At 60.1% G+C, this 19,304-nt stretch carries 17 protein-coding genes; 11 read left to right on the top strand and 6 right to left on the bottom strand.

What is annotated here, in order from left to right; genetic code table 11:
* Positions 1-60 precede the first annotated feature (60 nt).
* The 6 genes from ACQ4OB_RS16965 (at position 61) to ACQ4OB_RS16940 (ending at position 7,345) form a co-directional block, all read left to right on the top strand.
* Positions 61-1,083 (top strand): PDDEXK nuclease domain-containing protein, encoded by a 1,023-nt coding sequence (locus ACQ4OB_RS16965; protein ID WP_430956082.1) that lies wholly within the window; start codon positions 61-63, stop codon positions 1,081-1,083.
* A gap of 108 nt (positions 1,084-1,191) precedes the next feature.
* Complete coding sequence (cysM, locus tag ACQ4OB_RS16960; protein WP_008148007.1) at positions 1,192-2,094, top strand: cysteine synthase CysM; 903 nt, start codon at positions 1,192-1,194, stop codon at positions 2,092-2,094.
* Complete coding sequence (gene rlmD, locus ACQ4OB_RS16955) at positions 2,094-3,446, top strand: 23S rRNA (uracil(1939)-C(5))-methyltransferase RlmD (protein WP_430956081.1); 1,353 nt, start codon at positions 2,094-2,096, stop codon at positions 3,444-3,446. The genes cysM and rlmD overlap by 1 nt, the downstream gene beginning before the upstream one ends.
* 123 nt (positions 3,447-3,569) lie before the next feature.
* Positions 3,570-5,813, top strand: a complete 2,244-nt coding sequence (relA, locus tag ACQ4OB_RS16950; protein WP_430956080.1) for a GTP diphosphokinase — start codon at positions 3,570-3,572, stop codon at positions 5,811-5,813.
* Between the two features lie 127 nt (positions 5,814-5,940).
* The gene (gene mazG / locus ACQ4OB_RS16945) at positions 5,941-6,774 is read left to right on the top strand and encodes a nucleoside triphosphate pyrophosphohydrolase (protein ID WP_074879113.1); all 834 of its coding nucleotides are present in this window, start codon (positions 5,941-5,943) and stop codon (positions 6,772-6,774) included.
* A gap of 28 nt (positions 6,775-6,802) precedes the next feature.
* The gene (locus ACQ4OB_RS16940) at positions 6,803-7,345 is read left to right on the top strand and encodes a DUF2058 domain-containing protein (RefSeq protein WP_008148015.1); all 543 of its coding nucleotides are present in this window, start codon (positions 6,803-6,805) and stop codon (positions 7,343-7,345) included.
* Between the two features lie 70 nt (positions 7,346-7,415).
* On the opposite strand, the gene ACQ4OB_RS16935 is transcribed toward ACQ4OB_RS16940, so the two are convergent.
* The 6 genes from ACQ4OB_RS16935 to ACQ4OB_RS16910 form a co-directional block, all read right to left on the bottom strand.
* On the bottom strand, positions 7,416-7,604 hold the full coding sequence (locus ACQ4OB_RS16935; RefSeq protein WP_430956079.1) for a hypothetical protein: 189 nt from the start codon (positions 7,602-7,604) through the stop codon (positions 7,416-7,418).
* A 399-nt stretch (positions 7,605-8,003) separates the two neighbouring features.
* Positions 8,004-9,224: a beta-ketoacyl-ACP synthase I gene (gene fabB / locus ACQ4OB_RS16930; RefSeq protein WP_074879109.1), complete on the bottom strand. Its 1,221-nt coding sequence runs from the start codon at positions 9,222-9,224 to the stop codon at positions 8,004-8,006.
* Positions 9,225-9,235: 11 nt separating this feature from the next.
* Positions 9,236-9,751, bottom strand: a complete 516-nt coding sequence (gene fabA, locus ACQ4OB_RS16925; RefSeq protein ID WP_008148022.1) for a 3-hydroxyacyl-[acyl-carrier-protein] dehydratase FabA — start codon at positions 9,749-9,751, stop codon at positions 9,236-9,238.
* Positions 9,752-9,998: 247 nt separating this feature from the next.
* The gene (locus ACQ4OB_RS16920) at positions 9,999-11,900 is read right to left on the bottom strand and encodes an ATP-binding protein (protein WP_430956078.1); all 1,902 of its coding nucleotides are present in this window, start codon (positions 11,898-11,900) and stop codon (positions 9,999-10,001) included.
* Positions 11,897-12,829: an ABC transporter substrate-binding protein gene (locus tag ACQ4OB_RS16915; protein WP_430956077.1), complete on the bottom strand. Its 933-nt coding sequence runs from the start codon at positions 12,827-12,829 to the stop codon at positions 11,897-11,899. The genes ACQ4OB_RS16920 and ACQ4OB_RS16915 overlap by 4 nt, the downstream gene beginning before the upstream one ends.
* A gap of 1 nt (position 12,830) precedes the next feature.
* A complete protein-coding gene (locus ACQ4OB_RS16910; RefSeq protein WP_430956076.1) occupies positions 12,831-14,954 on the bottom strand; it encodes a TonB-dependent receptor plug domain-containing protein in 2,124 nt (707 codons plus the stop codon).
* Between the two features lie 196 nt (positions 14,955-15,150).
* On the opposite strand from ACQ4OB_RS16910, the gene ACQ4OB_RS16905 reads away from it, so the two are divergent.
* The 5 genes from ACQ4OB_RS16905 to ACQ4OB_RS16885 all read left to right on the top strand — a co-directional run bounded on the left by ACQ4OB_RS16905 (position 15,151) and on the right by ACQ4OB_RS16885 (position 19,272).
* Positions 15,151-16,176, top strand: a complete 1,026-nt coding sequence (locus ACQ4OB_RS16905) for an NAD(P)H-dependent glycerol-3-phosphate dehydrogenase (protein WP_074879101.1) — start codon at positions 15,151-15,153, stop codon at positions 16,174-16,176.
* Positions 16,177-16,195: 19 nt separating this feature from the next.
* Positions 16,196-16,543 (top strand): DUF4389 domain-containing protein, encoded by a 348-nt coding sequence (locus tag ACQ4OB_RS16900; protein WP_008148033.1) that lies wholly within the window; start codon positions 16,196-16,198, stop codon positions 16,541-16,543.
* On the top strand, positions 16,540-16,992 hold the full coding sequence (gene sixA, locus ACQ4OB_RS16895) for a phosphohistidine phosphatase SixA (RefSeq protein WP_074879099.1): 453 nt from the start codon (positions 16,540-16,542) through the stop codon (positions 16,990-16,992). Before ACQ4OB_RS16900 ends, sixA begins: the two co-directional genes overlap by 4 nt.
* A gap of 136 nt (positions 16,993-17,128) precedes the next feature.
* Positions 17,129-18,796, top strand: coding sequence for an AMP-binding protein (locus tag ACQ4OB_RS16890; RefSeq protein WP_430956075.1), 1,668 nt, complete (start codon positions 17,129-17,131; stop codon positions 18,794-18,796).
* A 32-nt stretch (positions 18,797-18,828) separates the two neighbouring features.
* Entirely contained in the window at positions 18,829-19,272 is a 444-nt protein-coding gene (locus ACQ4OB_RS16885) for a hotdog fold thioesterase (protein ID WP_430956074.1), read from the top strand.
* Positions 19,273-19,304 lie beyond the last annotated feature (32 nt).

Here is a 19,304-nt window from a genome sequence, read left to right as displayed (position 1 = left end):
ACCTTAAGCCTGATTTGACGGAATAGACTCGCGTTTTCCTTCGTCCTCCAGGAGTTCGGCATGACTGCACCCAGCGTCCCCGGCAGCACAACCGAAGACCGTTTCAATGAAGTGCTTGCGCTGATTCAAAGTGCCAAGCAGCAGGCCATGCAGGCGGTGAATACCCAGTTGATCGAGCTGTATTGGCAGGTGGGTGCTTACATCAGTCGCAAGCTGGAAAAAGCCGAATGGGGCGATTCTGTGGTCAGCCAGTTGGCCGAGCATCTGGCTCAGACTCAACCGGGGTTGCGTGGGTTTACCCGCCCCAATCTGTTTCGCATGCGTCAATTCTACGAAACTTATCGCGGCGACGAGAAAGTCTCACCGCTGGTGAGACAAATATCCTGGACTCATAATCTAGTCATCTTCAGCCTGGGCAAACTGCCGGAGGAGCGGGAGTTCTACCTGCGTATGGCAGTTAAGGAAAAATGGTCGAAGCGTGAACTGGAGCGTCAGTTCAAAGCTGCACTGTTCGAGCGAAGCGTGACCCAACCAGCAAAAGCCTCTGCAGTGCTGAGACAAACTCACCCTGAGGCACTGAACGTGTTCCGCGACGCCTATATGCTCGAGTTTCTCGACTTGCCCTCCGGCCATGGCGAAACCGATCTGCATAAAGGGTTGCTGGCGCGCCTCAAGGAGTTTCTGATCGAACTGGGTCGCGACTTTTGTTTTGTCGGCTCTGAACACCCGATGCAAGTCGGCGGGCGTGATTTCGCCCTGGATCTGCTGTTCTTCCACCGTGGGCTCAACTGCCTGGTGGCCATTGAGCTTAAGGTCGGCCGTTTTGAGCCGGAGTATTTGGGCAAGCTGAACTTCTATCTGGAAGCGCTGGATCGCAAAGAGCGCAAACCCCACGAAAACCCGGCCATTGGTGTGTTGCTGTGTGCCAGCAAGGATGACGAGGTGGTCGAGTACGCCCTTAACCGCAGCTTGTCGCCAGCGCTGATCGCTGAATACCAGGTGCAGCTACCGGACAAACAGTTGTTGCAAGCCAAGTTGCATGAGTTCTATGCATTGAATGTCGCGCAAGGCGAAGAGTACTGATCCAGCCCCTTATTCCCATAAACCATAAGCACCGTACTTTGCGTGATATGGCCTTCGAAGGTTTGCCGGTATGATAGGCGCCCCCGCAGTCTGGATTGCGAATACGCCATGACCTTGCAGTACCCAACCATCGCCGATTGCGTCGGCAACACTCCGCTGGTCCGTTTGCAGCGCCTGCCTGGCGCCACCAGCAATACCCTTTTGCTCAAGCTCGAAGGGAATAACCCGGCGGGTTCGGTCAAGGACCGTCCGGCGCTGTCGATGATCACCCGCGCTGAATTGCGCGGGCAGATCCACGTCGGCGATACGCTGATCGAAGCGACCTCGGGTAACACCGGGATCGCCCTGGCGATGGCCGCCGCGATCAAGGGTTACAAGATGATCCTGATCATGCCGGACAACTCCAGCGCCGAGCGTAAAGCCGCGATGACGGCGTATGGCGCCGAGCTGATTTTGGTGACCCAGGAAGAGGGCATGGAAGGCGCCCGCGACCTCGCCCAGCGCATGGAAGCCGAAGGCCGCGGCAAGGTGCTGGATCAGTTCGCCAACGGGGACAACCCCGAAGCGCACTACACCACCACCGGCCCGGAAATCTGGCGTCAGACCGAAGGCACCATCACCCATTTCGTCAGCTCCATGGGCACCACCGGTACCATCATGGGCGTCTCGCGCTACTTGAAAGAGCAGAACGAGAGCGTGCAGATCATCGGTCTGCAACCAATGGAAGGCTCGGCGATCCCGGGCATTCGTCGCTGGCCGCAGGAATACCTGCCGAAGATCTACCAGGCCGAGCGCGTGGACCGGATCGTCGACATGGCGCAAAGCGAAGCCGAAGACGTGACCCGTCGTCTGGCCCGCGAAGAAGGCATCTTCTGCGGCGTGTCCTCAGGCGGTGCGGTGGCAGCGATGCTGCGCCTGTCCAAAGAAGTTGAAAACGCGGTGATCGTCGCGATCATCTGCGACCGTGGCGACCGTTACTTGTCGACCGGCATTTTCGACGCGCCCAACTGATGGCCAAGCAAGAGAGAGGCCTGCGCTTCCAGCCCACCGGCGGCAGCAAGGCCCCGCAAATTCCGACTGGCAAAAAGCAGCGCTTGAGTATCGAGCGCCTGGCTAATGACGGTCGCGGTATCGCGTTTTTTGAAGGTCGCACCTGGTTCGTCATCGGTGCATTGGCCGGTGAAGAAGTCGAAGCACGCGTGTTGGGTGCCCACGGCAAAGTGGTCGAGGCGCGCACTGAGCGGGTGTTCCAGGCCAGCGAACTGCGCCGCCCGGCACCATGTCCGCATGCCGGTCGCTGTGGCGGTTGCAGCGTGCAACATTTGCCGCACAACGAACAACTCGCCCTGAAACAGCGCATGCTCGCCGAGCAATTGTCCAAGGTCGCCGGTGTTGAACCCGAAGAGTGGGCCGCGCCGTTGAGCGGTGCGGAATTCGGTTATCGGCGTCGCGCCCGAGTGGCGGTGCGCTGGGACATGAAGGCGAAAAAACTCGAAGTCGGTTTCCGCGCCGCTGGCAGTCAGGACATCGTTGCGATCAACGAATGCACGGTGCTGGTACAGCCCTTGCAACCAATCATGACCCGCTTGCCGGAAATGCTTCGGCGCTTGAGCAAACCTCAGGCGCTGGGGCATGTGGAGTTGTTCAGCGGTTCGTCGTTGGCGGTGCTGCTGCGGCACATGGCGCCGCTGTCCGACGCCGACATGACGATCCTCAAGGATTTCTGCGCGTTCCATGAAGCCCAGTTGTGGCTGCACGGTGACGGTGAACCGCAACCGGTCGAGGCTGACCAGTCGTTGGGTTATCGACTGGAACAGTGGGATTTGGACCTGGCATACCGACCGGGAGATTTCATCCAGGTCAACGCCGGGGTCAACGAAACGATGATCGCCCAGGCGTTGGAGTGGCTGAAGCCGACGGCGGATGAACGCGTTCTCGATCTATTCTGTGGCTTGGGTAACTTTGCCTTGCCGCTGGCCAAGGTCGTTCGCGAAGTGGTGGCGGTGGAAGGTGTGCAGGCGATGGTCGAGCGGGCAGCCGCGAACGCTGCTAGCAACAATCTTCATAATGCGCAGTTTTTTCAGGCCGATTTATCCCAGCCTTTGACCGATGCCGAATGGGCGCGCGAAGGCTTTTGTGCGGTACTCTTGGACCCACCGCGTGACGGTGCTTTCGAGGCAGTGCGCAAGCTTGCGTCCCTGGGCGCCAAACGGTTGGTGTATGTGTCGTGCAATCCGGCAACGCTGGCGCGCGATACGGTCGAATTGATCAAGCAGGGCTACCGGTTAAAACGTGCCGGGATTCTCGATATGTTTCCTCAGACGGCACATGTCGAGGCCATGGCGTTATTTGAAGCGAGCTAGGACGGCTCGTCTGGTCCGACTGGCCCGCCCGTGCAGCCGCGTATTAGCCCTTACGTGGGCACACGGGCAACGAAGGTCAGCGATTTGACGCATTGAATCTGCGTCGTAGGGAAGGTAAGCAAGATGGTACAGGTGAGAGCACACCAGCCGATCAACACCGACGGCAGTATCAATCTCGAGGCTTGGCTCGATCATGCGGTCAGTGTCGATCCGGCACTGGATCGCGAAGCCTTGAAGGAAGCGTGCGAGTTTGCTCGTGCGTCTGAACAACAAGCCAATGCGGCGAAAAACCTGTGGTCCGAAGGGACCTCGAGTTTCCGTACGGGCCTTGAGATCGCCGAGATTCTCGCCGACCTCAAACTCGATCAGGATTCGTTGGTGGCCGCGATCCTGTATCGCGGCGTGCGCGAAGGCCAGATCGAGTTGCCGGCGATCAGCCAGCGCTTCGGCCCGGTGGTCGCCAAACTCATCGACGGCGTGTTGCGCATGGCGGCGATCAGCGCCAGCCTCAGCCCCCGCCAATCCCTGGTGCTGGGCACGCAGGGCCAGGTTGAAAACCTGCGCAAGATGCTGGTCGCCATGGTCGACGACGTTCGCGTTGCGCTGATCAAACTGGCCGAACGCACCTGCGCCATCCGTGCGGTGAAAACCGCCGATGACGAAAAACGCAACCGCGTCGCCCGTGAAGTCTTCGACATCTACGCACCTTTGGCTCATCGTCTCGGTATCGGTCACATCAAGTGGGAACTGGAGGATTTGTCCTTCCGCTACCTTGAGCCCGATCAGTACAAGCAGATCGCCAAGTTGCTCCACGAGCGACGTCTGGATCGCGAGCGCTTCATCAGCGATGTGATGAGCCAGTTGAAGAATGAGCTGACCGCCACCGGCGTCGATGCCGACATCAGCGGCCGGGCCAAACACATCTATTCGATCTGGCGCAAAATGCAGCGCAAGGGTCTGGAATTCAGCCAGATCTACGATGTGCGCGCCGTTCGCGTGCTGGTGCCGGAAATGCGCGATTGCTACACCGCGCTCGGTATCGTCCACACCCTGTGGCGGCACATCCCGAAAGAATTTGACGACTACATCGCCAACCCGAAAGAGAACGGCTATCGCTCGCTGCACACCGCAGTGATCGGCCCCGAGGGCAAGGTGCTGGAAGTGCAGATCCGCACCCATGCCATGCACGAAGAAGCCGAACTGGGCGTGTGCGCGCACTGGAAGTACAAGGGCACCGACGTCAAGTCCGGCTCCAACCACTACGAAGAGAAAATCTCCTGGCTGCGTCAGGTCCTCGAGTGGCATGAAGAGTTGGGCGATATCGGCGGCCTGGCTGAACAGCTGCGGGTCGATATCGAGCCGGACCGGGTCTACATCTTTACCCCGGACGGTCACGCCATCGACTTGCCGAAGGGCGCGACGCCACTGGACTTCGCCTACCGCGTACACACCGAAATCGGTCACAACTGCCGTGGCGCGAAGATCAACGGGCGCATCGTGCCGCTCAACTACAGCCTGCAAACCGGTGAACAGGTCGAGATCATCACCAGCAAGCACGGCACCCCGAGCCGCGACTGGCTGAACCCGAACCTGGGTTACATCACCACCTCGCGGGCGCGGGCGAAGATCGTTCACTGGTTCAAGTTGCAGGCGCGCGACCAGAACGTCGCCGCTGGTAAAACCTTGCTGGAGCGTGAACTCAGTCGCCTCGGTCTGCCAGCAGTGGATTTCGACAAGCTGGCCGAAAAGGCCAACATGAAGGTGGCCGAAGACATGTTCGCCGCGTTGGGCGCAGGCGATTTGCGTCTGGCGCAACTGGTGAACCTGGCGCAACAACTGGTCGAGCCGGAACGGGGAAACGAACAGCTGGAACTGATTCCGCGCAAGGCCACCGGCTACAAACCGGGCAAGCGCGGCGACATCCAGATCCAGGGCGTCGGCAACCTCATGACCCAGATGGCCGGCTGCTGCCAGCCGCTGCCGGGGGATGCGATCGTCGGTTACATCACCGTGGGCCGCGGCGTGAGCATTCACCGTCAGGACTGCGCCTCGGTGCTGCAACTGGGCAGCCGCGAACCCGAGCGGATCATCCAGGTCAGCTGGGGGCCGGTGCCGGTACTCACCTATCCGGTGGACATCATCATCCGCGCCTACGACCGGTCCGGCCTGCTGCGTGACGTTTCGCAAGTGCTGCTCAACGAGCGGATCAACGTGCTGGCGGTCAACACCCGCTCGAACAAAGAGGACAACACCGCGTTGATGTCCCTGACCATCGAGATTCCGGGGCTGGATGCATTGGGACGGTTGCTGGGGCGGATTTCCCAGTTGCCGAACATCATCGAAACCCGCCGTAACCGGACGCCTTGAAGATGACCAATGTGGTAGCGAGCCTGCTCGCGATGGCGGTATTTCAGTCGACATCTGTGTTGTCTGCCAGTCCGCTATCATCGCGAGCTGGCTCGCTCCCACAGGTTTTTGTGATGAGACATGATTGATGTACAGCCTTGAAGACTTGCTGCACCTGATGAGCCGTCTGCGCGACCCGCAATATGGCTGCCCGTGGGACATCAAGCAAACCTACGAAACCATCGTCCCGCACACCCTTGAAGAAGCCTACGAAGTCGCCGACGCCATCGAGCGCGGTGACTTCGATCACTTGCAGGGTGAGTTGGGGGATTTGCTGTTCCAGGTGGTTTATTACAGCCAGCTGGCGCGGGAAGAAGGGCGCTTCGAATTCGCCGGCGTCATCGACAGCATCACCCGCAAATTGATTCGTCGTCATCCGCACGTGTTTCCTACCGGTGATCTGTACGCGCCGCTGGATGTTCCGCGGCTGAATGAAGATCAGGTCAAGCAGCGCTGGGAAGAGATCAAGGCCGAAGAGCGCGCCGAGAAATCATCCACGCCAATGCAGCTGTCCTTGCTTGACGACGTACCCGCAGCACTGCCGGCATTGTCCCGTTCGGCGAAGCTGCAGAAGCGCGCGGGGCAGGTCGGGTTCGACTGGCCGGACGCCTTGCCGGTGCTCGACAAAGTGCGCGAAGAGCTCGATGAAGTGCTCGAAGCCATGGCCGACAATGACTCGGCAGCGATTGCCGATGAAGTCGGTGATTTGTTGTTTTCCGTGGTCAATCTGGCGCGTCATCTCAAGGTCGATCCCGAAACTGCACTGCGTGGCGCCAACAGCAAGTTCGAAAGACGCTTCCGTTTTATCGAACAGGCATTGCGCGACACCCACCGTCCCATAGAAGATTGCACCCTCGAAGAGTTGGACGCCTTGTGGGGCGAAGCCAAACGTCAGGAAAAGAATTTGCCCAGCTGCGGTTGAGCAGTTGCCTAAGTGAGTAATAAGCACCATGAGCATTTCCCTTCGCGACCAGTTGCTCAAAGCAGGGCTGGTCAACCAGAAGCAGGCCAAACAGGTCGGCAAAGAGAAGCAGAAACAGCAGCGTCTGGCCCACAAAGGTCAGATCGAACTTGATGACTCGCAGCAGCGGGCGGCTCAGGAAGCCATGGCCGAGAAGGTCAAGCGCGATCAGGAGCTGAACCGTCAGCAACAGGAGAAGGCCGAGGCCAAGGCTCGCGCAGCCCAGGTCAAACAGTTGATCGAAGTCTCGCGTCTGCCGAAGCTGACGACCGAGGACTACTACAACTTCGTCGACGACAAGAAGGTCAAGCGCATCTGCGTCAACACGCTGATGCGCAACAAGCTCAGCAGCGGTTCGCTGGCCATCGTGCACCATGCCGGCGGTTATGAAGTGATCCCGCGTGAGGCGGCCCTGAAGATCCAGGAGCGCGATCCACAGCGTATCGTGCAGATGAACGTGAAGACCGAAGAAGTCGCTGCCGAAGACGATCCGTACGCGGCCTATCAGATCCCGGACGATCTGATGTGGTAAGTCGATAAAGGCTGCAACAACGACAAACCCCGCTCATGGCGGGGTTTGTCGTTTTTAATGCTGTCATTGCTTATGCGGATTGGAGCGCTCGTTGCTGCTCCAGTTTTTCCAGCTCGGCCTTGTAGCTGTGGGCATCGGTTTCGGAGTGGAACATCCCCACCAGCATGTCTTGTTGATGCACGTCCCAGATCCGGAGACCGGCGGCTATGCCTTCGTGGGATTTATGTGAATCGTCGCGTTCAGTTACTTTTACAGTCATCTGCTAGCTCCAATCTCTGTTATCTGCAGCAAGGCGTGTGCAGGACTCCGTTATAGGTTTGGTTAGCCTGCTAAGTAAATGGCCGAGTCTGGTAACGGTTTTTTGCAAAATCAGAGAAAATCCTGCAGCCCTTGAAACACGTGGCATTTGGTCGCAGGCCGCTGGGTTTCATGACAAAAGCTTCATGTTCGCATTGACGAAAATGTCTGGCTTCACACAAAACCTGTGGGAGTGAGCCTGCTCGCGATAGCGGTCTCATTCATACAGAAATGTTGAATGTGGTGCCGTCATCGCGAGCAGGCTCGCTCCCACAGGATTGCGGTGTTCAATCTTTCAGGCACAAAAAAACGCCCCGAACCAGTCGGGGCGTTTTTGTGTGCAGCTTAGAAGGGCGGGGTATTACTTACCGGCCCAGCGCTTCAGTACCAGCGTGGCATTGGTGCCACCGAAGCCGAAGCTGTTGCTCATCACGGTGTTGATGGTGGCGTCTTCACGAGTCTTGGTCAGGATCGGCATGTCAGCCACTTCCGGGTCCAGTTCGTCGATGTTGGCGGAACCCGCCATGAAGTTGCCTTCCATCATCAGCATGCAGTAGATCGCTTCGTGAACGCCGGCGGCGCCCAGGGAGTGACCCGACAGGCTCTTGGTGGAGCTGATGGCCGGAGCCTTGTCACCGAACACTTCACGCACACCTTTCATTTCCATGACGTCGCCGACCGGAGTCGAGGTGCCGTGGGTGTTCAGGTAGTCGATCGGAGCGTCAACGGTGGACATGGCCATCTGCATGCAGCGGATGGCGCCTTCGCCGCTTGGAGCGACCATGTCGTAGCCGTCGGAGGTCGCGCCGTAGCCAACGATTTCCGCGTAGATCTTCGCGCCACGGGCCAGAGCGTGTTCCAGCTCTTCGACCACGACCATGCCGCCACCGCCGGCGATGACGAAACCGTCACGCTTGGCGTCGTAGGCACGGGAAGCTTTTTCCGGGGTTTCGTTGTACTGGCTGGACAGTGCGCCCATGGCGTCGAACAGGAACGATTGGCTCCAATGCTCTTCTTCACCGCCACCGGCGAACACGATGTCCTGCTTGCCCATCTGGATCTGTTCCATGGCGTTACCGATGCAGTGAGCACTGGTGGCGCAGGCAGATGCGATGGAGTAGTTCAGGCCCTTGATCTTGAACGGCGTGGCCAGGCAAGCGGAAACGGTGCTGCTCATGGTCCGCGTTACACGGTATGGGCCAACGCGTTTCACGCCTTTCTCGCGCAGGATGTCCAGCGCTTCCATCTGGTTCAGCGTGGAGGCACCACCGGAACCGGCGATCAGGCCGGTACGCGGATTGGAGACTTGCTCATCGGTCAGACCGGAGTCGGCGATGGCGTCTTTCATGGCCAGGTAGGCGTAAGCCGCCGCGTGGCCGACGAAGCGAAAGATCTTGCGATCGATCAGCTCTTCGAGGGGAAGGTCAATGGAGCCGGAAACCTGGCTACGCAGACCCATTTCGGCATATTCCGGGTTGAACCGGATGCCAGGGCGGCTTGCACGCAGGTTAGCGGAGACGGTCTCTTTGTCATTGCCCAGGCACGAAACGATGCCCAGACCAGTGATAACGACGCGGCGCATGCGGATAACCCTTAGAAGTTGTCAGTGGAGGTGAAAACGCCGACCCGAAGGCCTTCGGCGGTGTAGATCTCGCGGCCGTCGACGCTGACCGAACCATCGGCGATGGCCAGGTTCAGCTTGCCTTTCAGTACACGCTTGATCTGAATGTTATAGGTTACTTTCTTGGCGGTCGGCAGAACCTGACCAAAGAATTTCACTTCGCCCGAACCCAGGGCGCGACCGCGGCCCGGCAGACCTTGCCAGCCGAGGAAGAAACCGACCAGTTGCCACATGGCGTCGAGGCCCAGGCAGCCTGGCATCACCGGATCGCCTTCGAAATGGCAGGCGAAGAACCACAGGTCCGGAGTGATATCCAGCTCGGCGACCAATTCACCTTTGCCGTACTTGCCACCCTCGGCGCTGATATGGGTGATGCGATCCACCATCAACATGTTCGGGGCGGGCAGTTGTGCGTTACCTGGGCCGAACAGCTCACCGCGACTGCAGCGCAGCAGGTCTTCCCGAGTAAAGGCGTTTTGTTGGGTCATGCGAGCTCCTCAATAGTCCCATGCGGCAGGTGGGGCAAATCTTCCCGGCCGATCGAAGCGTTCATGCCTCGAGTCAGCAGCCTACTCATAGACTATTGCGTTGTGGTGAAAGTCACAGCACCAAGGACATGAATGTACACTTGTGCACTGAAATTATTATTCAAGCCCCTTTTCGGGCCTGTTCGGGTGCCTAAGACTGCCGCACTTTCGCCTTTCACGCCAGTCGCAGATAGCCGAAAGGCCTGCACTACTGCACCCAGCGCTGCAGAATTTGCTGCAAATCTGTGCGTTTGAAGGGCTTGGCCAGGTAATCGTTCATTCCCGCCGATAAACAGGCTTCGCGGTCGCCCTGCAAGGCGTTGGCGGTCAGCGCGATGATCGGCAAGTCTGTGCAGCCGGGTAATTGGCGAATCTGTCGGGTGGCCTCGTAGCCGTCGATGATCGGTAGCCGGCAATCCATCAGAATTGCTTCGAAAATCAGACTCTCCGCACTGCGCACGGCCTGCGCGCCATCGGTGACGACGCTGACAGTAAAGCCCAGACTGCGCAACATTGCTTCGATGACCGTCTGATTGACCGGATTGTCTTCCACCAGCAACACGTTGCGCCCTTCGCCATCACCGCTGCCCGTCGGTGTACGTGGCGCCAGCACGGGTGGCGTCTGTTTATAGAGCGCCAGCGGGATTTCCAGGGTGAATACCGAGCCGCGACCTTCCTCGCTCTGGGCGCGCAACGTGCCGCCCATGCGTTCAGCCAGCGTGCGAGCAATCGGCAGGCCCAGCCCGGTGCCACCGTATCGCCTGGAAATAGAGCTGTCGGCCTGTTGGAAGGCGTTGAACATCAATTCCAGGCTTTCAGCCGAGATCCCAATCCCGCTGTCGCGCACAGTGCAGGTGAACCACAGCAGTTCGTGGTCCAGCGATTGCCATTGCGGTTCGATGCTGACGCGGCCCTGTTCGGTGAATTTCAGTGCATTGCCGATCAGGTTGACCAGGATCTGCCGGATCCGCGTCGGGTCGCCCTGCACCTGCAACGCGCGCATGTCGTCCGGGATCGACAGCGCCAGGTCGAGCCCGCGTTGCGCTGCGCTGTGCGAGAACGACTGGGCACAACTGCCGATCAGGTCTGCGAGGTTGAATGGAATGTGCTCCAGCTCCAGTTCCGAACGCTCGATGCGCGAGAAATCGAGAATGTCGTTGATGACTTTGAGCAGGTGTTCGGTGGACTCCGAGGCGAGCGCCGCGTATTCGACCTGCTCCTCGGTCATCTCGGTGGTTTCCAGCAGTTGCAGCATGCCCAGCACGCCATTCATCGGCGTGCGCAGTTCGTGGCTCATCATCGCTAGGAAATCGGATTTGGCGTTGTTGGCCTTTTCCGCTTCCTCGCGCGTCTGGATCAACTGCGCCATCGCTTGATGCTGTTCGCGGCTGGCTTGTTCGAGCCCGTTGGCGAGGTTGTTGATGTGTTGCGACAGCGCGCCCAGTTCAGTGTCGTCGACGATCGGAAGCGGGGTTTTGTAGTCGCCGTCCTGAATCGCCTTGACCGCGTTGCCGATGTCGCGGATCGGTTGCGACAGGCTGCCGGCCAGGCGCCGGGCCAGCAGAAAGGTGAACAGCAGGGCGAACAGCGCCAGGATCCCGGCCTTGAGCAGGATTTCCTGTTGACGCTGGCTGAAGGCGTCATTGGACAGGCCGACGATCACCCGACCCAGATAATCCTCGGTGGGCGCCGCGTTGGCGACGCGGCTGCCCTGCAGGAAATCATTGTGCAGCTGGATGCGTTGCAGCCGCACGGGGGCCTGGAACACTTCGACCTGGTGTGAGCGGTTGTGAGTTTGCGACGGTTGCTCGACGTACACCAGAATCCGGTTGGCGCTGTCCTGGACTTCCAGAAAGCGCACATTGGGCGTGGCCAGGGTCGCCTTGAGCAAACTGTCGAGCACCTCGTTGTTGCCCGAGATCACCCCGTATTCGGTAGCCGGCGCCAGTTGGTTGGCGATCAGTTGCCCGGTGTGATTGAGCTCCTGACGCAGGTCCTGGATCCGCACGAAGGTAAAGAAGCTGATCAACAGCAACGTCAGCAACAGGGCAGGGCCGAGGCTGATGATTTGTGTGCGGGTGTTGATGTCCCAACGGCGACGGAAGGTCATGGGCGATTTTCTCCTTCGGCCAACTGTGTTGCGACAGACGCGTCGTCCATCTGTTCAATACCTAATGAACGAGCCACTTGCGCGTTACTCAAGACTTTGAAGCGTTGCGGGTAGTGCGCGCGAGGCCAGGTGGCCGGTGGCCGGTCGAGCAGTTCGTCGAGCATTGCCAGCCAATCGCTCTGATCGCTGTAGGTGCTGGCCAGGCTCCCGGCCCTGACGAACCCGGCGTTAGGTCCGATCAGCGCCATTTGCCGTGCATAGCTGCTGAGCAACAGGTTTTTCACGGTTTTCGGGTTGTACAGGTCGGGATCGTCGAGGCCCAGCAACACGTCGCTGTTCTTCAGCAAGTTCTGCAACGGCCGACTGTCGTTGGTGTTGTCCCAGCGCTCGGTGACCACCTCAAGGCCCAGGGAGTGGGCGGCCTGATGCAATTCCTGCAAAAGGAATTCGCTGTGGCTGTCAAAGAGCACGCCGACCCGTTTGACCTGCGGCAGCAGCAATCGGGTAAGGCGCAATTGGCGGTCCAGCGGCGGGTCGCTCCAGAGTAGGCTGAGGCGCGGGGGCAGGGTGGTCCCCAGACGCTGGCGGGCTTGCAGGCGGCTGATGCGCAGCACCAGCGTCGCCGGGCCTTGGGCGTCTTGCAGACGCCAGTCGAGGCTCGGCAGATCGAGCAGAATCAAACGGGTCCCGGCGGGCAGCTTGCCTGGCGCCGGCAGACTGGCCAGCGGCTGGAAGCGCACGTTATCGGCAGACCGCAAGGTGCTCAGGGCCTGGGTGAAGGATTGCATGGCCGGGCTGTCCTCCGCCCCGGTCAGCAAAATGTCCGCGGCGCTGGCCGGCAGGCTGCTCAGCAGTCCGGTAAACACCAGGCACAACCCGGCCAGCAGGCGGCCAAGGATTGGCGTTTTGCGTGACGGGCTACACAGCACCTTAGAACGCCAACTCTGCGCTGAAGTAAAGCACTCGGCGCTCGTCGTAGTTGTTGTCGAGGAAGGTTGTGGGCTGGTTGTCGAGGCGTTGCTGGAGCACCCCGGCCAGTTCCAGGCTGGCCTTGCCCAGGCCGATGCGTTTGGCGATGCGCGTGTCGACCCGTTCGAAGCGGTAGCCGTTCAGGGCATCGTCCCCATAGTAGAAGAGCGCGCTGTTCCAGCCATGGCCCCAGGTGCGCAGCCAACCGGCGGAACCGCTGTTTCGCGCGGTTTGTTGTGCATCCTGAGGGTTGCTCGCCTCGGCATCGACGTAGGCATAGGTCAGACGCAGGCGATCGGCGCTGCTGATTTGCCAGTCGAGTTGGGTTTCTGCCCCGGAGAAGCGTGCGCTGTTCGAGTTGCTGGCGATGTACTGATTGTTGCGCAACGGTTCGCTGATCATCCCGGTGATTTCGTCGTAGAACAGTTTTACATCGACCGCCAGCCCCGCTTCGGCAAAGTAGCCGTTGTAGCCCAGCTCCCGGGAGCGCATGTGTTCCTGTTCGAGGTCGCCGGGGCCACGGGTCTTGACGAAATAACGGGCACTGGACTGGCCATAGGCGCCGGGGCGCAGGCTCTTCACCTGATAGCTCCAGTTGACGTTGTTCTCGAACATGTCCGGCGAGCGGATGGCTTCCGAGTACACCGCGCGCAGGCCATGGCGCGGGTTGATCAGGTAGTTGACCGCCACCCGCGGGGTGAGCGAACTGCCGATCAATTGCGTGTCTTCGAACATCGCACCACCCTGCAGCAACCAATGCTCGGTGGCGCGCCACTCGAGTTGGCCGAACGCCCGCCAGGTGGTGTCGTCGAGGGTGCCATTGAAGTAGGTCTCGGAATTTGCCCGGTCGTAACGATAGTTCATGCCGCTGACCAGCCGCAGACTGTCGGACAGGCTGAGGGTGTCCTGCAATTCAAGGTCGTAGCGCGATTCCCGGGTGCTCTGGTCAATATCGCCACAGAGGGTTTGCCGGGCGCCGTTGCGCCATTGGTCGAGCACTTGATTGGCCAGTGCGCGCTGGGTCGGATCACCTGCGGGTGCGCCGGGACCGGTGTAGCGCTCCATGTTGCGCGCCAGGCGTTCGGTGTAATTCGGGTTGAGCTGCCAGAGTTCGGTCAACTGCGGGCTGAACGAAACCTCGGCATCGCAGGCACGCCAGGTCTGCTGGCGATCCCAGTGCTGTGCCGAGCCCTGAACGTAAAGGCTGTGATCGGGATTGATGTCGAGGTTCCAGCGCAGCGAACCGGCATAGTCCTTGGCGATGACGTCGGAATTGTTCCCGGCATCGGTAATCCCAGAGAAGACCGGGCGGTAGGTATACGGCCGCTGGTTGCTCCCCTCTTTGGCATTCAATTGCCAGTCGATACTCTGGTTTTCCGTGAGCGTCTGGCTGACGGCGAGGTTGAAGCGGTTCAAGCGGCGGCTGTCGCGGTAATCGGTGCCGTTGCGGTCCGAGTCGAAGCCGTTGTCTTGCTGGCCGGACAGCGACAGGCGCAAGTCGCCGCCGTCCCAGCCCACGCCCTGGCTGGCGTAAAAGTCGTCGATGCCGCGCTGCCCACGGCTGACTTTCATCCGCGTGCCGTGGCTGTCGGCCGGGTTACGCGTGAGGATATTGACCACCGCCATCAGCGCATTGGCGCCATAGCTGACGGTGTTCGGGCCACGAAAAACTTCGATGCGTTCGATGTCTTCCAGGGCCACCGGAATGTCACTCCAGTCCACCGTGGCCAGGCCTGCGCGGTATACCGAGCGGCCGTCGATCAACACTTGCAGGCGTCGCGCTTCGCTCGCATTGGTGCCGTGATAGTTCACCGCCGCCTGGTTGCCGTTGATGTTGCCGACCATCATTCCCGGTACCAGTCGCAGCAACTCGCTGATGTCCCGGGCGCCACTGGCGTTGATCAGTTCGCTGTCGATCACCGTCATGCTTCCCGGTACCGCGGCCGGCGACTGCTTGAGCCGCGTGGCGGTCAATACTTGCGGCAGCGGCTCGCTGTCGAGGAACAAGTCGTCGGCCAGCAATGGCGAACTGAAGAGCAGTGCCAGTACCAACGGCGAGCGCGGTGATGGAGAGCCAAACGACACAACACATCCTTGATAGCGAACAATTGGCGCGCATGTTAACTGAGCGCAATGACTTTTCCAGTCACGTTGTGGGCATTTTCCTCGGTTTTCTTAGTCTTCTTCCTACAAGTGTCGGTAATTGATGTGGGGGCTGGCCGCCACTGGGGCGCTCCGTATAATGCCGACATCGCCACTGGTATGGATTAACGGATTGCATATGACTGAACAGCGCCCAATTGCGGTCCTGGGAGGCGGAAGTTTTGGTACCGCCGTGGCTAATCTGCTGGCCGAGAACGGGCATCAGGTCCGGCTGTGGATGCGTGACCCCGAACAGGCCGAGGCCATTCGGGTCAATCGCGAGAACCCGCGTTACCTCAAAGGCATCAAGATTCTGCCGGCCGTGGAAGCGGTCACCGACCTGCTGGCCACCCTGCAAGCCTGCGACCTGTGCTTCGTCGCACTGCCGTCCAGCGCGCTGCGCTCGGTATTGATGCCGCACGCCGAAGTTTTGAACGGCAAATTGTTGGTGAGCCTAACCAAAGGCATCGAAGCCCACACCTTCAAACTGATGAGCGAAATCCTCGAAGAGATCGCCCCGCAAGCGCGCATCGGCGTGCTGTCCGGGCCGAACCTGGCCCGTGAAATCGCCGAGCATGCGCTGACCGCCACGGTGGTCGCCAGCGAAGATGAAGAACTCTGCCAACGGGTCCAGGAAGCGCTGCACGGCAAGACCTTTCGCGTATACGCCAGCGCCGACCGCTATGGCGTGGAGCTGGGCGGGGCGTTGAAAAACGTCTACGCGATCATTGCCGGCATGGCCGTGGCGATGGGCATGGGCGAAAACACCAAGAGCATGCTGATCACCCGGGCGTTGGCGGAAATGACCCGCTTTGCGGTGAATCAGGGCGCCAACCCGATGACCTTCCTCGGTTTGGCGGGCGTGGGCGATCTGATCGTCACCTGCTCGTCGCCCAAAAGCCGTAACTACCAGGTCGGGTTCGCCCTCGGCCAGGGCCTGAGCCTTGAAGAAGCGGTGACGCGCCTGGGCGAAGTCGCTGAAGGGGTGAACACCCTCAAGGTACTCAAGACCAAGGCTCAGGAGGTGGGCGTGTACATGCCGCTGGTCGCCGGGCTGCATGCCATCCTGTTCGAAGGGCGCACGCTGGAGCAGGTGATCGGTCTACTGATGCGTGCCGAGCCGAAAACCGACGTCGACTTTATTTCCACCAGTGGTTTCAACTGAGCATCAGGGAGAGCGAGACATGAACGATCCGAAAACAGAGGACAAGTACGAATCCATCCTGCTGCGGGTGTTGTGGATGATCGTCTATGTGCTGGTCTGGCAAGTGGCGCAGTTCATCCTTGGCGCCGTGGTGCTGGTGCAGTTGATCTATCGTTTGATATATGGCGCCCCGAGCGCCAGCCTGATGAACTTCGGCGACAGCCTGAGCCAGTTCCTGGCGCAGATCGGTCGATTCGGCAGTTTCCACAGTGACCAGAAACCGTGGCCGTTCGCCGACTGGCCGACGCCGCGTACACCGGAAGGTGAAGCGCCGCACACTGTGGCGCCGGCACCACACCCGGCCCGAGATGAGGAGCCCAAGCTATGAAACTCTGGATACTGCGTCATGGTGAAGCCGAGCCACACGGCAAGCGTCCTGATTCGGAGCGGGCACTGACTGCCCATGGTCGTGAAGAAGTGCTGCGCACTGCCGCCGAGTTGGCCGGCCAGCCGCTCACCGCCATTTACGCCAGTCCTTTCCTGCGAGCGCAGGAGACTGCGGAAATTGTGCGCACGGCGCTGAATTTCGCACCGGAGATCCGCACGGTCGATTGGCTGACCCCGGATACCGACCCGGACAAGGTGGCAGAACAGCTGGTGTCGGTGAGTAACGTCCTGCTGGTCAGTCACAATCCGCTGGTGGGCAATTTGCTGAGCTATCTGCAGCACGGCGCCGGCTATCCACCGGAAAAAGTCAGTACCGCCGGCTTGGCCGAGCTTGAGCACAACGAACTACTGATCGGGTCGATGAAGCTTAACGGCATCAAACATCCTTGAAAGTCAAAAGACCGCAGCCTGTAGGAGCCGCCGAAGGCTGCGGTCTTTTGATCTGGCTCTCCCCTCAAATAATTTAACCAAGCACTTGCTTGGTTGACTACGCTTGCTCCAGACCAAAAATAAAGGAGCGAGTCGCATGCCTGCTGCTTTTCGTTTGCCGCTGGACGTTTTCTACGAGCGTGAGGCCCGTCATCCCCGCCAGCGCTTTCTGGTCCAGCCCACGGGCGGTGGCCAGGTCGAAACCCTGAGCTGGGGCGACGTCGGGCATCAGGCGCGCTGCGCTGCGCATTGGTTGCGCGCGCGCGAACTGCCCCAAGGCAGCCACATCGCCCTGATTTCGAAAAACTGCGCGCACTGGATCATCGCCGACCTGGCGATCTGGATGGCCGGGCACGTGTCGGTGCCGCTCTACCCGAACCTCACCGCCGAGACCGTGGCCCAGGTCCTTGAACACTCCGAAGCGGCGCTGGCGTTCATCGGCAAACTCGATGACTGGCCCGGCATGTCTCGCGGAGTCAGTGCCGACCTGCCGACCATCAGTCTGCCATTGCATCCGCCTGGAACGTTCGACTACAGCTGGGCCGACCTGCAAAAGAGTTCACCGATCCAGGACGATCCCAAGCCGTCCGGCGACCAGTTGGCGACCATCATTTACACCTCCGGCACCACCGGCATGCCCAAAGGCGTGATGCACAGTTTCGCCAACCTGGGGTTTGCCACCACTCGCGGCACGCAGTTGTTTGGCTTGAATGAGTCGGATCGGTTGCTGTCCTACCTGCCGCTGTGCCATGTCGCCGAACGGATGTTCGTCGAACTGGCGTCGATCTATACCGGACAAACGGTGTTTTTTGCCGAGAGCCTCGACACCTTCCTCACCGATTTGCGCCGTGCTCGACCGACCGCGCTGTTCGGCGTACCGAGGATCTGGACCAAATTCCAGATGGGCGTGTACAGCAAGATCCCGGCAAAGCGCCTCGACTTCCTGCTCGGGCTGCCGATTATCGGCAAGCGGGTCGGCCACAAAATCCTGGTCGGGCTCGGGCTGGATGCCTTGCACATCGCCTTGTCCGGCGCCGCGCCCGTGCCGCAGACCTTGCTGCTGTGGTACCGCAAGCTGGGGCTGGATGTGCTGGAGGTGTACGGCATGACCGAAAGCTGTGGTTATTCGCACATTTGCCTGCCGGGCCAGAACAAACCCGGCTGGATCGGCAAGCCCTGCCCGGAGGTCGAGGTGCGGATCGCCGAGTCGGGCGAGGTCATGGTGCGCAGCGGCGCGACCATGCTCGGGTATTTCAAGGAACCCGAGAAAACCGCCGACACCATCACTGAAGACGGCTTCCTGCGCACCGGTGACAAGGGCGAAGAGGACGCCGAAGGCAACCTGCGCCTGACCGGGCGACTGAAGGAAATCTTCAAGACCAGCAAAGGCAAATACGTCGCCCCGGCACCGATCGAGAATCGTCTGGCGGAGCATTCGCGCATCGAGCAAGTGTGCGTGGTGGGCGATGGCCTGAGCGCGCCGCTGGGGTTGTGCGTGCTCTCGGCGGTCGGGCAACAGGACGCCAGCGGAACGGCGCGGGCGGGCCTGCATTCAAGCCTGGAAAAACTTCTGGAAGAGGTCAACGGCGTCCTCGACAAACACGAACGCTTGCATCGATTGGTGGTGGTCAAGGACAGCTGGGCGGTGGAAAACGGTTTTCTGACGCCGACCCTGAAGATCAAGCGCAACGTGATCGAAGCCGCCTACGGTGCCCGCTTCGAAGAATGGAGCGAGCGCAGTGAAGCGGTGCTGTGGCAGGATTGAGTCACGAATAAAACCTACAAAGGAAAGTAACTATGAGTTTGTGGCGTACTACTCCCAGCATCGAACATTTGAACGAAACCCGGAAAAATACCATCGGTGAAGTGCTGGATATTCGCTTCGAAGCCTTCGACGACGAGTCCCTGACCGCGAGCATGGTCATCGACCATCGCACTCACCAGCCTTACGGCTTGCTGCACGGCGGCGCCTCGGTGGTGCTGGCCGAAACGGTCGGCTCGATGGCCAGTTACCTGTGCATCGACGCCAGCAAGTTTTACTGCGTGGGCCTGGAAATCAACGCCAACCATTTGCGCGGCTTGCGCAGTGGGCGGGTCACGGCGGTGGCCAAGCCAATTCACATTGGTCGCACGACGCATGTCTGGGATATCCGTTTGACCAGCGATGAGGGCAAGGCCAGTTGTGTGTCGCGGTTGACCATGGCGGTGGTGCCATTGGGTGAGAATCCACCCTCCCGCTGAAACGCTTTCCATGTAGCAGCCGAACGCCGCCT

The sequence above is a fragment of the Pseudomonas sp. ES4 genome (assembly GCF_050586665.1).
Classification (GTDB): domain Bacteria; phylum Pseudomonadota; class Gammaproteobacteria; order Pseudomonadales; family Pseudomonadaceae; genus Aquipseudomonas; species Aquipseudomonas frederiksbergensis.
The sequence above is the reverse complement of the archived record's forward strand: the minus strand, read 5'-3'. Positions and strand labels throughout refer to the sequence as shown.

What these genes read in the sequence shown, in the direction of transcription:
- ACQ4OB_RS16900 (WP_008148033.1), top strand. Translation starts at nt 16,196, where the DNA reads ATGAACGATCCGAAAACAGAGGACAAGTACGAATCCATCCTGCTGCGG.
- sixA (WP_074879099.1), top strand. Translation starts at nt 16,540, where the DNA reads ATGAAACTCTGGATACTGCGTCATGGTGAAGCCGAGCCACACGGCAAG.
- ACQ4OB_RS16935 (WP_430956079.1), bottom strand. Translation starts at nt 7,604, where the DNA reads ATGACTGTAAAAGTAACTGAACGCGACGATTCACATAAATCCCACGAA.
- ACQ4OB_RS16885 (WP_430956074.1), top strand. Translation starts at nt 18,829, where the DNA reads ATGAGTTTGTGGCGTACTACTCCCAGCATCGAACATTTGAACGAAACC.
- relA (WP_430956080.1), top strand. Translation starts at nt 3,570, where the DNA reads ATGGTACAGGTGAGAGCACACCAGCCGATCAACACCGACGGCAGTATC.
- fabB (WP_074879109.1), bottom strand. Translation starts at nt 9,224, where the DNA reads ATGCGCCGCGTCGTTATCACTGGTCTGGGCATCGTTTCGTGCCTGGGC.
- rlmD (WP_430956081.1), top strand. Translation starts at nt 2,094, where the DNA reads ATGGCCAAGCAAGAGAGAGGCCTGCGCTTCCAGCCCACCGGCGGCAGC.
- mazG (WP_074879113.1), top strand. Translation starts at nt 5,941, where the DNA reads ATGTACAGCCTTGAAGACTTGCTGCACCTGATGAGCCGTCTGCGCGAC.
- ACQ4OB_RS16890 (WP_430956075.1), top strand. Translation starts at nt 17,129, where the DNA reads ATGCCTGCTGCTTTTCGTTTGCCGCTGGACGTTTTCTACGAGCGTGAG.
- ACQ4OB_RS16940 (WP_008148015.1), top strand. Translation starts at nt 6,803, where the DNA reads ATGAGCATTTCCCTTCGCGACCAGTTGCTCAAAGCAGGGCTGGTCAAC.
- ACQ4OB_RS16920 (WP_430956078.1), bottom strand. Translation starts at nt 11,900, where the DNA reads ATGACCTTCCGTCGCCGTTGGGACATCAACACCCGCACACAAATCATC.
- fabA (WP_008148022.1), bottom strand. Translation starts at nt 9,751, where the DNA reads ATGACCCAACAAAACGCCTTTACTCGGGAAGACCTGCTGCGCTGCAGT.
- ACQ4OB_RS16965 (WP_430956082.1), top strand. Translation starts at nt 61, where the DNA reads ATGACTGCACCCAGCGTCCCCGGCAGCACAACCGAAGACCGTTTCAAT.
- cysM (WP_008148007.1), top strand. Translation starts at nt 1,192, where the DNA reads ATGACCTTGCAGTACCCAACCATCGCCGATTGCGTCGGCAACACTCCG.
- ACQ4OB_RS16905 (WP_074879101.1), top strand. Translation starts at nt 15,151, where the DNA reads ATGACTGAACAGCGCCCAATTGCGGTCCTGGGAGGCGGAAGTTTTGGT.